Source organism: Parahaliea mediterranea, from assembly GCF_003402235.1.
GTDB classification, from domain to species: Bacteria; Pseudomonadota; Gammaproteobacteria; order Pseudomonadales; family Halieaceae; genus Parahaliea; species Parahaliea mediterranea.
Genome location: NZ_QEWO01000004.1, coordinates 436,302 through 447,791, shown reverse-complemented (window position 1 = coordinate 447,791; position 11,490 = coordinate 436,302). Strand labels below are relative to the sequence as shown.

The 11,490-nt window shown below is 65.4% G+C and carries 13 protein-coding genes; 6 read left to right on the top strand and 7 right to left on the bottom strand.

Features of this window, described 5'->3' with window-relative positions:
- Nucleotides 1-6 precede the first annotated feature (6 nt).
- Both DDZ17_RS14280 and hslO read right to left on the bottom strand, forming a co-directional pair.
- On the bottom strand, nt 7-1,566 hold the full coding sequence (locus DDZ17_RS14280; protein WP_116367626.1) for a phosphoenolpyruvate carboxykinase: 1,560 nt from the start codon (nt 1,564-1,566) through the stop codon (nt 7-9).
- Between the two features lie 182 nt (nt 1,567-1,748).
- A complete protein-coding gene (gene hslO / locus DDZ17_RS14275) occupies nt 1,749-2,633 on the bottom strand; it encodes an Hsp33 family molecular chaperone HslO (protein WP_116367625.1) in 885 nt (294 codons plus the stop codon).
- Nucleotides 2,634-2,822: 189 nt separating this feature from the next.
- On the opposite strand from hslO, the gene DDZ17_RS14270 reads away from it, so the two are divergent.
- The 3 genes from DDZ17_RS14270 to DDZ17_RS14260 are packed head-to-tail and all read left to right on the top strand — an operon-like array spanning nt 2,823 to nt 4,930.
- On the top strand, nt 2,823-3,689 hold the full coding sequence (locus DDZ17_RS14270) for a TIGR03619 family F420-dependent LLM class oxidoreductase (protein ID WP_116367624.1): 867 nt from the start codon (nt 2,823-2,825) through the stop codon (nt 3,687-3,689).
- A gap of 54 nt (nt 3,690-3,743) precedes the next feature.
- Nucleotides 3,744-4,619, top strand: coding sequence for a DMT family transporter (locus tag DDZ17_RS14265; RefSeq protein ID WP_116367623.1), 876 nt, complete (start codon nt 3,744-3,746; stop codon nt 4,617-4,619).
- Nucleotides 4,620-4,654: 35 nt separating this feature from the next.
- The gene (locus tag DDZ17_RS14260; RefSeq protein ID WP_241505897.1) at nt 4,655-4,930 is read left to right on the top strand and encodes a polyhydroxyalkanoic acid system family protein; all 276 of its coding nucleotides are present in this window, start codon (nt 4,655-4,657) and stop codon (nt 4,928-4,930) included.
- A 1-nt stretch (nt 4,931) separates the two neighbouring features.
- Here the strand turns inward: DDZ17_RS14260 and DDZ17_RS14255 are convergent, their stop codons facing one another.
- Nucleotides 4,932-6,020 carry a patatin-like phospholipase family protein gene (locus tag DDZ17_RS14255; protein ID WP_116367622.1) on the bottom strand — a complete coding sequence of 363 codons (1,089 nt, stop codon included), beginning with the start codon at nt 6,018-6,020 and terminating at the stop codon, nt 4,932-4,934.
- Nucleotides 6,010-7,008: an AraC family transcriptional regulator gene (locus DDZ17_RS14250; RefSeq protein ID WP_116367621.1), complete on the bottom strand. Its 999-nt coding sequence runs from the start codon at nt 7,006-7,008 to the stop codon at nt 6,010-6,012. The genes DDZ17_RS14255 and DDZ17_RS14250 overlap by 11 nt, the downstream gene beginning before the upstream one ends.
- Before the next feature lie 112 nt (nt 7,009-7,120).
- Between DDZ17_RS14250 and DDZ17_RS14245 the strand changes: the two genes are divergently transcribed.
- Nucleotides 7,121-8,299, top strand: coding sequence for a ferritin-like domain-containing protein (locus DDZ17_RS14245; protein WP_116367620.1), 1,179 nt, complete (start codon nt 7,121-7,123; stop codon nt 8,297-8,299).
- Between the two features lie 68 nt (nt 8,300-8,367).
- On the opposite strand, the gene rpsT is transcribed toward DDZ17_RS14245, so the two are convergent.
- Entirely contained in the window at nt 8,368-8,634 is a 267-nt protein-coding gene (gene rpsT / locus DDZ17_RS14240; protein ID WP_116367619.1) for a 30S ribosomal protein S20, read from the bottom strand.
- A gap of 118 nt (nt 8,635-8,752) precedes the next feature.
- Nucleotides 8,753-9,160 (bottom strand): diacylglycerol kinase, encoded by a 408-nt coding sequence (locus DDZ17_RS14235; RefSeq protein ID WP_241505896.1) that lies wholly within the window; start codon nt 9,158-9,160, stop codon nt 8,753-8,755.
- Nucleotides 9,161-9,348: 188 nt separating this feature from the next.
- Between DDZ17_RS14235 and DDZ17_RS14230 the strand changes: the two genes are divergently transcribed.
- On the top strand, nt 9,349-9,990 hold the full coding sequence (locus DDZ17_RS14230; RefSeq protein ID WP_116367618.1) for a TetR/AcrR family transcriptional regulator: 642 nt from the start codon (nt 9,349-9,351) through the stop codon (nt 9,988-9,990).
- A 111-nt stretch (nt 9,991-10,101) separates the two neighbouring features.
- A complete protein-coding gene (locus tag DDZ17_RS14225; protein WP_157976651.1) occupies nt 10,102-11,091 on the top strand; it encodes a tyrosine-protein phosphatase in 990 nt (329 codons plus the stop codon).
- A gap of 79 nt (nt 11,092-11,170) precedes the next feature.
- Here DDZ17_RS14225 and DDZ17_RS14220 read toward each other — a convergent pair whose 3' ends face one another.
- Nucleotides 11,171-11,443 carry a hypothetical protein gene (locus DDZ17_RS14220; RefSeq protein WP_116367616.1) on the bottom strand — a complete coding sequence of 91 codons (273 nt, stop codon included), beginning with the start codon at nt 11,441-11,443 and terminating at the stop codon, nt 11,171-11,173.
- Between the last annotated feature and the right edge of the window lie 47 nt (nt 11,444-11,490).

Sequence of the window (11,490 nt, the reverse complement as noted above, 5' to 3'; positions counted from 1 at the left end):
TGCGGCTTATGAGGCCTGCGGGCCCGCGGCCACAATGGCCGCCGATACGTCGAACTTCTCGAAGTTCTGCGCGAACAGGTTGGCCAGCTTGCGCGCCTGCTCGTCGTAGGCCGCCACGTCGCCCCAGCTGTTGCGCGGGTTGACGTACTTGGCGTCCACCCCGGGGATGGCGGTGGGGAAGTCCAGGTTGAGGATGTCCAGGTGCTCGGTGGGCGCGTTCAGCAGGGCGCCGCTCTGGGCCGCCGCTACAATGGCGCGGGTCACTGGAATCGGGAAGCGCGCGCCAGTGCCGCCGGGGGCGCCGGAGCCGCCGGTCCAGCCGGTGTTGATCAGGTAGACCTGGCTGCCGAAATCCTCAATGCGCTTCATCAGCAGCTCGGCGTAGTCGCCGGCCGGGCGCGGCATGAAGGGCGCGCCAAAGCAGGTGGAGAAGGTCGGGTGAATGCCGGCCTCGGCGCCGAGTTCGGTGGAGCCCACCCGCGCGGTGTAGCCGGACAGGAAGTGGAAGGCCGCCGCCTCTTTGCTGAGGATGGACACTGGCGGCAGCACGCCGGACACGTCGCAGGTAAGGAAGATTACGCACTTGGGCTCGCCGCCAGCGTTGGATTCGGTGCGCTTTTCCACGTGCTCCAGCGGGTAGCAGCAGCGGCCGTTCTCGGTCAGGCTGGTGTCGCAGTAGTCGGCGTGGCGGGCCTCGTCCAGCACCACGTTCTCGATGATGCTGCCGAAGCGGATGGCATCCCAGATCACCGGCTCGTTCTTCTGGCTGAGGTCGATGGTTTTGGCGTAACAGCCGCCCTCAATGTTGAACACGGAGCCCTTGGCCCAGCCGTGTTCGTCGTCGCCGATCAGGTAGCGGCTGGGGTCGGCGGACAGGGTGGTTTTGCCGGTGCCGGAGAGGCCGAAGAACAGGGTGGTGTCGCCCTCGTCGCCCACGTTGGCCGAGCAGTGCATGGGCATCACGTCTTTTTCCGGCAGCAGGAAGTTCTGCACCGAGAACATGGCTTTTTTCATCTCGCCGGCGTAACGCATGCCGGCCAGCAGCACTTTGCGGCGGGCGAAGTTGATGATTACCACACCGTCGGAATTAGTGCCGTCGCGCTCCGGGTCACAGCTGAAGCCGGCGGCGTTGAGGATGGTCCACTCCGGCTTGCGGCCAACGTTGTACTGAGCCGGGCGGATGAACATGTTGCGGCCGAACAGGCCCTGCCAGGCGGTTTCGGTAACCACCTTGACCGGCAGGTAGTGGTCGCTGTGCTCGCCCACGTGCAGGTGAGAGACAAAGCGGTCGCGCTCGGCAATGTGGGACTCCACGCGGTCCCACAGGGCGTCGAACTTGTCGCTGTCGAAGGGGCGGTTGACGCTGCCCCAGTCGATGGCGTCCTCGGTGCTGGGCTCGCGCACCACAAAGCGGTCGGCGGGGGAGCGGCCAGTGCGCTTTCCGGTGGTTACCAGCAGGGCGCCGGTGTCGGCGAGGATGCCTTCATTGCGTTTCAGGGATTCTTCAATCAGTTGCGAGGTGCCCAGGTCAACCAGTTCCCGGGGTGTTTGAATGTCGGCGGTCATCGTGTGTCCTGTGTTCGGCGCGCCCGCCTGCGTGGGACTGGCACTGCCATTTCGTTGGGTCTTTTGGGGGGCGACATTATGTCAGAAACAGGTAGGGAAGCGAACTGAATTGGCGAAAATTTCGACGAACCTGCGGGCATCATTCACTGGCCCGCAGGGCGGTTCAAATTGCTGGCGTGCGCTCAGTGCAGTGGTGGTTCCGGTGCATCCTGCAGCAGCTCGGCCAGATCTTCGCGCTGGTACTGGTAGCGGCTGTTGCAGAACTCGCAGTCCATGGTCACCGCACCCTGTTCCGCCAGTAGCGATTCCAGCTCCGCCCGGCCCAGCGCGGCCAGTGCGCCGAGGGTGCGCTCGCGCGAGCAGCTGCAACGGAAGCGCGGCCGGCGGGGCTCGAACAGGCGCAGGGCCTCCTCGTGGTACAGGCGGTGCAGCAGCTCGGCCGGTGCCAGTTGCAGCAGCTCGTCGTCGCGCACGGTGGCGGCCAGGGTACAGGCGTGTTCCCAGCTGTTGTTGCGCTGCTGTGCATCGGTCACCAGCTGCGGCGGCAGTTGCTGCAGCAGCAGGCCGCCGGCGCGCTCGCCGTCCGCGGCCAGCCACACCCGGGTGCCCAGTTGCTCGGACTGGGCGAAGTAACTTTGCAGGCACTGGGCCAGGTTGTCGCCATCCAGCGGCACCACGCCCTGGTAGCGCTTGCCCCGGGTCGGGTCCACGGTGATGGCCAGCTGCCCCTTGGCCAGCAGCAGGTCGAAGCGTTCGGCAGTCGCCTGCCCGGCGCCGCGCACAATGCCACGCAGGTCCAGGTCGCTGCTGCACTCAACCATCAGCAGGGGAATCTGCCCCTCGCTGCTGCGCGCCTGCAGCACCAGTTTGCCCTCGAACTTGAGGGTGGTGGCCAGCAGCACCGAGGCGGCCAGAAATTCCCCCAGCAGGCGGCTCACCGCCGGGCTGTGGTGGTGCAGGGCGAGAATGTCGCGGTAGGCGCCATCGAGTTGTACGAACTCGCCGCGCAGGTCGGCCTCTTCAAACAGAAAGCGCAGGCTGGTGTCGGCGGAGGTGGTGTCGGTCATGGCGGGTGCCTTTGCTGGCGCGCGGGTTGATCTCTTGGCGCGCTGGGTACGTAACAGGACTGGAGGGTTCAGTATTTGAGGCCAGTCCGGCGAAAATTCAAGGCGGCCATGACCGCGCGCCGGCCGGTCGCTACATTGTAGGGGTTCTGAACCCGCAAAACCGCAATCGCGCACAAACAGGAGCCATTCATGAGATTCAGCTACCAGGTCGGCATGTGTGAGGCCGAACACTACGTACCGCTGGCCCGCGCCGCCGAGGCCGCTGGCTACGACGGTGTCGCCATTCCCGACAGCATCTGCTACCCGCAGGAGGCGAGTTCCAAATATCCCTATAACAAGGACGGCAGCCGGGAGTTTCTGGAGAGCGTGCCCTTTGTCGAGAGCCTGATCGCCGTGTCGCACATGGCGGCGGTGACCGAAAAGCTCCGCTTTGCCACCTTTGTCTATAAGCTGGCGGTGCGCCAGGCCGCCGTGGTGGCCAAGCAGGTGCAGAGCATCCAGGTGCTCTCTGGCAACCGCTTTGACTTTGGCATCGGCATTTCCCCCTGGGAGGAAGACTTCGCCGTGTGCGGTGTGCCCTGGGAAAAACGCGGCAAGCGCTTCGACGAGCAGATCGACATCCTGCGCGGCCTGGAAGGCGGTGACTTCTTCGGCTACGACGGCGAGCTGATCTCCATGCCCGCCAACAAGATGTGCCCGGCACCGAGCGCCCCCACGCCGCTGCTGATTGGCGGCCATGCGGATGTGGCCCTGCAGCGCGCGGCCCGGGTGGGCGATGGCTGGATGTGCGCCGGGGCCTCCATGGAGGACCTGCGCGGCTACATTGGCCGCATCAACGCGCTGCGCGAGGAGTACGGCACCGCCGATCGCCCCTTCAAGGTGTACACCACGGGCCAGGATGCCTTTACCAAAGAGGGCATTGAACAGCTGGAATCCATCGGCGTAACCGACGTGATTATTGGCTTTCGCAATGTCTACGAGATGGAGCCGGACAAGCCGCTGGAAGAGAAGATCGCCATGCTCAACTGGTACGCCGGGGAATTCATCAACCAATAAGCCCGCGACCTGTCGTGCCCCGGTGCTAAAGTGCGCCTTTTGCCCGGGGCGTCGATGAACAACGTTGTTCTCTATCTTCTGACGGTACTGATCTGGGGTTCGACCTGGATTGCCATCAAATACCAGCTCGGCGAGGTGTCGGTGCTGGTGTCCATTGCCCATCGCTCCATGCTGGCCGCCCTGCTGGTGTTCGGCTTTTTGCTGCTGCGCCGCCAGTCCCTGCGCCTGCCGCTTACGCAGCACGCCTTTGTGCTGGCCCAGGGGCTGCTGCTGTTCAGCGGCAATTACGTGTTCATTTACCCGGCCACCGCCGAGCTGACCAGCGGCCTGGTGGCGGTGGTGTTCTCCACCATGGTGATACTCAACATGGTGGGCGGGGCGCTGTTTCTGGGCATTCCCGCCAGCGCCATGGTGGCGGTGGGCGGTGCCCTGGGGCTGGTGGGCATGGGCGCGCTGTTTTTGCCGGAGCTGGAGGCCTTCAGTTTTTCCGACAGCAGCTTTCGCGCCCTGCTGCTTTGCTTTGCGGGCACCTGCTGCGCCTCGGTGGGCAACCTGTTCGCCGCCCGTAACACCCGCAGCGGGCTGCCGGTGCTGGTGTGCAATGCCTGGGGCATGTTCTACGGCGCCTGCGCCCTCTACCTGAGCGCCCTGGTGCTGGGTCACGACATTCGCCTGGACTGGCAGCCGTCCTATTTGCTGTCGCTGCTTTACCTGTCGCTGTTCGGCTCGGTGGTGGCCTTCTGGGCCTACGTGACCCTGATCGGGCGCATCGGCCCGGACCGGGCGGCCTACAGTTCCCTGCTGTTCCCGGTGGTGGCCCTGCTGATTTCCACCGTGGCGGAGGGCTACCAGTGGACCCTGCCTGCGGTGTTTGGCCTGGTGCTGGTGCTGGCCGGTAACTGGCTGGTCATGCGTCGCGGGGCAGCCTGACTTATACTCGTGGCAAACCCACAAGGAGGACAGACGTGGCTGGATTCCGCCTGACCAAAGCCTACACCATGCCCAAGGATGAACTGCGCGAGGCCGCCGAGGGGCTGGCGGCGCGCCTGGAGGCCCAGCACGGCGTGCGGTCCAGCTGGCGTGGCGACGCCGTGCGCATCAAGGGCTCCGGGGTGGATGGCGAGCTGTCCTTTGGCGGTGGGGTGGTGGATGTGTCGGTGCGCCTGGGCCTGCTGGCCGCGCCCTTCAAGAAGATGCTGCAGGCCGAGGTGCAGCGCTACCTCGACGAGCACATTCACTGAGTCAGGCCGCCTCGGCGTCCTGCAATACCGTCACCCCGGCCAGCGGGTCGCTGGCACTGAGCAGGGCGGCGAACTCCTCCGCCAGGGCTGCGCTGCGCGCAACACACGCCTCCCAGTAACGCACTCGCTCATCCGGCCCCAGGCGCTGGAAGTCGCTGCGGTCGGGGATTTTGCCCAGCGGCAGCTGCGCCACCCAGGCCGGGTTGGGGCACAGCAGCACCAGCCGGTCCACTGCCTGGCGCTGCAGGGGGCGGGTGCGCCAGGGCAGGAATTTGTCGAACCAGCCGGGGGTGATGTCGGGCCGGAAGTGGGGGTAGAGCAGCAGACCCTCGCCGCGGTACTGGGCGAGGTCGAAGTGGTAGTCGATGATGCCGCCGTCCCAGTATTGGCCCCGGGGTGCGCCGGGAATGTCGCGCTCGCCGGTCAGTACAAAGGGAATGGCGCCACTGGCGTGCAGGGCGGCGTTGAGGTTGTTCTGCCCCAGCGGTGCGTAGCGGGTGTGAAAGTCCGCCAGTTCCAGCCCCGGCGCCGGCCGCTGGCCACTGTGGAACACCACCCGCTGAAAGCCCAGCCGCAGCACCTGCCGGTGCAGCGTGTTGCCAAGTGCCGCGGCCGCCATGGCCGAGGCCAGCAGGGGGCCGCGCTCCGCCGCCGCCGGGCCGCGGCCGCGGGCGGTCACAATGTGGCTGTGAATGCGCGGGTTGGCGGCCACCTGGGCCGCCCCCTGTTCACCCAGCATGGCCTGCAGAATGCGGTTGCTTACTGCGCTCACCTCGGCGGCGTTGGGCCGGGCCGAAAACTGCTGGTAGAGGTAGCCCTGCTGCAGGCGCTTGATGGCCGCCGCCGGGTCGTCCAGGGCCAGGCAGGTGTTGCGCCAGGAGCCGATGGAAGAACCCAGCGTGGTCAGCGGCGCCGCGCTGCGCTGCAGGAAGTCGCCAAACAGCAGCTGGTCCAGCTCGCTCAGCACAAACCACTTGGGCCCGCCAGAGGCCCCCAGCAGGGCGCCGAACAGGCTGGCGTCCCAGCCTTCCCGGGCCAGCTGCTGCGCGGCGCTTTGCCCCGCGTACACCGCCAGGGCGCTAGTGGCCACCGCGCACCTCCCGGGGCGAACGGCCGGTCCACTTCTGGTAGGCGCGGCGGAAGTTGGAGGCGTCGTTAAAGCCCACCAGGTAGGCAATGGTGGACAGGGGCAGGCGCGAGTTCTGCAGGTGGCGGGTGGCGTGCTCGGCGCGCACCTTGTCCAGCAACTGCTGGAACGACACCCCCTCCTGCTCCAGCCGGCGGCGGAAGGTGCGCGGGCTGAAGTTCAGCATGCGGGCAATCTGCGGCATCTGCGGATACTGGCCCTCCAGCTTGCGCAGCAGGCGCAGGGTCTGCTCGGCCACCGCCTCCTCCTCTTCCAGATCGGCCAGCAGGCGCGCGCACTCCTCTTCGTACAGGGCGCGCAGGGCCGGGTTGGAGGAGGGCAGCGGCGTATCCAGCAGAGCGGCGGCAAAGGAAATACGCCCGCGCGCGGCGTTAAAGTGCACGTCGTCGCCAAACACCGTGTAGTACTCGCTGGCGTGGGCCGGTTCGGGGTAGGGCACCTCCACCCGCAGCGCCAGGTCCGGCAGGTTCAGCAGGCCGCGCAGGGTGTTGAGAATGGAGGCGTACATCAGCTCGTAGGCAAAGGTCAGGGGGTTCTGCACCGGAGTGCTCACGGTGGTCAGGTAGCAGCGCTCGCCACGGGTTTCGAATTCCAGGTACAGGGCCGGCGACAGCAGGTGGTAGTACTTCAGGAACAGCTCCATCACCTGGTTCAGGTCGCGGCAGGTCATAAAGGCCTGGCCCAGCACGGCGTGGGCGCTGAGGTTGCAGCGCAGGCCCAGGTGCAGGCCCAGAGCGGCATCGCCAGTGAGGGCGAAGGCGTTGCCCACCAGGCGCGCAAAATCCTCCTCGCTGACCCGGGCGCCAATGCCGCTGACGCCGGTTGCCGCCAGGCTGGTGCCGGCCAGCAGGGGTTCCCGGGCAATGCCCTGCTGCTCCACCATATCGATGAGGATCAGGATGTACTGGGCGGGGGTGGTGGTTTTGGGCATAGCCGCCATTTGGCCATAAATGACCGCAAAATGACAAGACTTTACCTTGTTGGCCTGGCAATGCTCTCCCATAGTGTGGACAACGGCATTCATAACAGTAAGGAGATGTGCCATGCGCGTAGAGTGGAAAGAGCAGACGCCCCGCAAAATCCAGAAATTTGCCGGGGCGGATTTTCCCAGCGACAACCCGGACCTGGAGGATCTGCTCACCAGCGGCGATGTCGACCATATCGCGGAGATCTTCCAGACCCCCCTCACCGGTTCCTACAACTGGGACTACAAGGTGCAGGACGACCGCATCAAAAAGCTCTACGACCTCGGCAAGCAGCTCAACTGGGACCCGGAGATCGACATCAACTGGGATCGCCCCTGGCCCGAAGAAGAGCGCATGCCGGAGCTGATGAACCTGCACACCTACCAGCCCTACCTGGACCTGAGCGAGCCCCAGCGCAAGGAGTTCTGGCTGCACATGAACGCCTGGAGCCTGAGCCAGTTCCTGCACGGCGAGCAGGGGGCCCTGCTGGTGGCGTCCCAGCTGTGCTCCTGCGCGCCCACCCTGAACGCCAAGCTCTACGCCGGCTCGCAGACCTTTGACGAGGCGCGCCATGTGGAGGTGTTCAACAAATACCTGCAGAAGCGCATCGGGCTGATGTACCCCATCAACACCCACTTAAAGAGCATTATCGACAAGATCCTCACCGACGCCCGCTGGGACATGAAGTTCATCGGTATGCAGATCGTGATCGAGGGCCTGGCGTTGTCCGCCTTTAACACCACCCGCGAAACCACCCCGGACCCGGTACTCAAGGACGTGGTGTACCTGGTGACTCGCGACGAGGCGCGCCATGTGACCTTTGGCGTGAACTACCTTGAGGAGTTCGTGAAGACCCTGACGGACGAGGAGCGCGAGGAGCGCGCCCAGTTCGCCTACGAGGCCTGCGTGGTGAGCCGCGAGCGGCTGGTGGCCACCGATGTGTTCCGCCACTTCGGCTGGGACGTGGAGGCCACCCGCAAACAGGTGCTGGAGGGCTTTGTCATGTCCACCTTCCGCAACCTGCTGTTCCAGCGGGTGATTCCCAACCTCAAGCGCATCGGCCTGCTCACCGACAAGATCCGGCCCAAGTTCGAGGAGTTGGGCATTCTGGAGTTCGAGAACGCCGCCACCGACGGCGACATCGACTGGGCGGCGCTGGAGCGCCCGCTGGACACCGATGAGGCGCAAAACTACGAGCAGAGCATGGTGGAGAACTTCCACAAGCTGCAGGAGGCCGAGGAGCGCAAGGCGAGTTAGCGGCGCATCAGCAGCAGACACAAAAAAGCCGGCGCGAAGCCGGCTTTTTTGTGGAAGGCGTTTGCAACTTACGCCGCCAGGGCTTTCACCTTGGTGTTCAGGCGACTCTTGTGACGAGCGGCCTTGTTCTTGTGGATGATGCCCTTGTCGGCCATGCGGTCGATAACCGGAACCGCAGAAGCGTAGGCTTCTTTCGCTTTCTCGGCGTCGCCGGTGCCGATGGCGGCAACCACTTTCTTGATCTGGGTGCGGACCAGGGAGCGCAGGCTGGCATTATGGCTGCGACGTTTCTCGGCCTGGCGGGCGCGTTTTCTGGCTTGCGGTGAATTGGCCACGTTGTCTGTCCTCTAAAGCTTAATAAGGGGTCAAAATTCAAAGAGGCGCGATTATTCATATTCACCGCCCTCTTGTCAACACTGGCGGAGGCTCGCTGGCGGGGCTTGTTCGCGGGGTTCAGCCGCGCCACCACTGCCACAGCGACAGGCCCCAGGCCAGGGTGAACAGCAGCAGCGCCACCAGCACCGCCGCCGAGCCCAGGTCCTTGGCCTGGCCGGACAGCGGGTCGTGCTCGGGGCCGATGCGATCCACCACCGATTCGATGGCGGTATTGAGGATCTCCGCCAGAATAACCAGGGCGCAGCACACCACCAGAATGAGCTGGTGGGCCAGGCTCGACCCCACCACAAAGGCCAGCGGCAGGAAGGCCAGGGCCAGGGTTACCTCGGTGCGAAAGGCCTCCTCACTGCGCCAGGCGGCCAGCAGGCCGTTGCGGGAGTAGCGGGTGGCGGCAATCAGGCGCGCCAGGCCGCGTTTGCCGGGTTTGAACATATTGGGGCCTTGGGGCGGCTGGGGAGATGTCAAACTGTGCTCTCGGGTCGCGGTGATTGAGGGGCTGGCCACAGCCGGCGGGGCGCGCTGGCGCTGGCCGCCGTATTGAACCAGCCACAGCATAGTGGCTGGGGCGGTCGCATGAAAGCGCGCCGGCGGTGGTGGCGTCGGTTGCAAGGAGTATACTAACGATCGTTAGTCCAATCCTGCCGGTACCGCCCATGACCGATCAAGCCGTCGTCGACGCCATTCCCCCCGCATCCACCGCGGAGCGCATCCTCGATGCGGCCGAAGACCTGTTCGCCGAGCGCGGCTACAGCGCCACCTCCCTGGGGGATGTGGCGGATCGGGTGGGCATTCGCTCCCCCAGCCTTTACAACCACTTCCGCAACAAGGAGGCCCTGTACCGGGCCGTCATGCAGCGACTGGTGGCGGACTTTTCCGGCCCTATTGCCGAGTTGCGGGCCGGGCCCATTACCCACGAGCGGGTGCTGGAGTGGCTGGAAACCATCGTGCGCCAGCACCACGCCAACCCCAACCTGGCGCGCCTGCTGCAGCACGCGGCCCTGTCCGGGGGGCCCGGCACCAGCGAATTGATCGAGCAACTGTTTAGGCCCATGTTTGACAGCAGCCGCGCCTTTGAAGATGAGCCGGGGCCGGTGCTGGGCGACGCCGGCCTGCAGCCCTGGGCAGTGATGGCCTTCAATAACCTGGTGATGTCCTATATCACCATGGCGCCGATGTACCGCGACCTGCTGGGCCAGGACCCCTTCAGCGAAGGCGCCATGGAGCAGCAGCTGAAGCTGGTGAAAACCCTGTTGCAGGCGGTGTTTGAATACCGCGGGCACAATTTACTGGCGTAGGGCCTGCGTAAACCGCGCTGAACTGCGCTGTGCCCGCGCTGTCACAAACAGGCGTTAGGCTGCCCCCACCCTGAACAAACACCCTGAACAAACAAGGGAAACCACATGCTGTTGAGTGAAGCTGTAAACATCTGGCGCGACCCGGACGGGGAGTACCACATCGAGTGGCAGGCCAGCGACCCGGCCACCCGGGTATCGGTGGAGGCCCTGGCCGATGGTGCCGCCTTCGAGGCCCACTACACCGAGCGCTCCCGCGCCCGGATCAGCGGCCTGCCGCCCTCGCGTCGTCATTTCTTTCGGGTGAAGGACGAATTCGGCACCGAGGTGCTGGCCACCGAGCGCCGCCTCGGCTTGTCCGGCAGCCCCAACTTCCGCGATTTTGGCGGCTATCGCACCGCTGGTGGCCAGCGGGTGCGCTGGGGTTACCTGTTCCGCTCCGGCCACCTGGCCCGCCTCAGTGACGCCGACCTGGCCCTGCTGGACACCCTCGACCTGGACCTGATCTTCGACTTTCGCCAGCAGATGGAGCAGCAGAGCGAGCCCTCGCGCCTGCCGGACCGTCGCCCGCCCCGGGTGCACAGCCTGCCGATCCAGCCGGGCAACAATTCGGGCTTTCTGCAGCAGTCCGGTGGCCACGTGGCCGGGCCCGAGGTGATGTTCGACTTTATGGTCACCGTGAACCGGGAACTGGCGCGGGAAGAGGCGGCCGTGTACCGCCGCATGTTCGAGGCCATTTTGGCCCAGGATAGCGCCCGCTACCTGGTGCACTGCGCCGCCGGCAAGGATCGCACCGGCTTTGCCGCCGCCCTGATGCTGCTGGCCCTGGGCGTGCCGGAGGCGGTGGTGATGCGCGACTACCTGCTGAGCAGCCGCTTTTACGACGCCGAGAAGGAGGTGGCCCGGGTACAGGAGAAATACGGCCTGAGCGCCACCGACAGCGCCGCCATCCTGCCCATGCTGCAGGTGGACGAAGCCTATCTGGGGGCGGCCCTGAGTGTGATTCGCGAGGATTACCCGGACGTGCCGAGCTACCTTGAAGCGGTGATGGGGGTTGGCGAGCGGGAGCTGGCGGAACTGCGCCGGCGCTACCTGGAAGACTGAACGGGCCGGAGCCGGCCGGGATGTAGTGGGGTTGGGGGACTAGCTTACCGGCGCCTGTTGCCAGGCGCCGGCAGGGCAATCAGGATGCGTCGCAGGCGGCTTTGGCGGCCTTGATCTGCTTCTTCTCGCAGCCTTCGGTGCTGGCTTCGCCAACACACCACTTGCGGCGCTTGTCCCATGCGGTCAGCGGCATTTGCTTGCCGTTGGAGCACTTCACTACGTACTCGGCGTAGGGCGTGCCGTCGCTGGTTTCGCCGTTGGCCTGGAATACGATGCTGGTGGGTTTGGCGGCAAAGCTGCCGGCGGACACGGCCAGCAGGGCTGCTGCGGCGCTCACTTTGATCAGGTTCATGGTCTTTTCCTCAGAAGGTGTTGGGCTCACTATGAACCGGCTGCCGG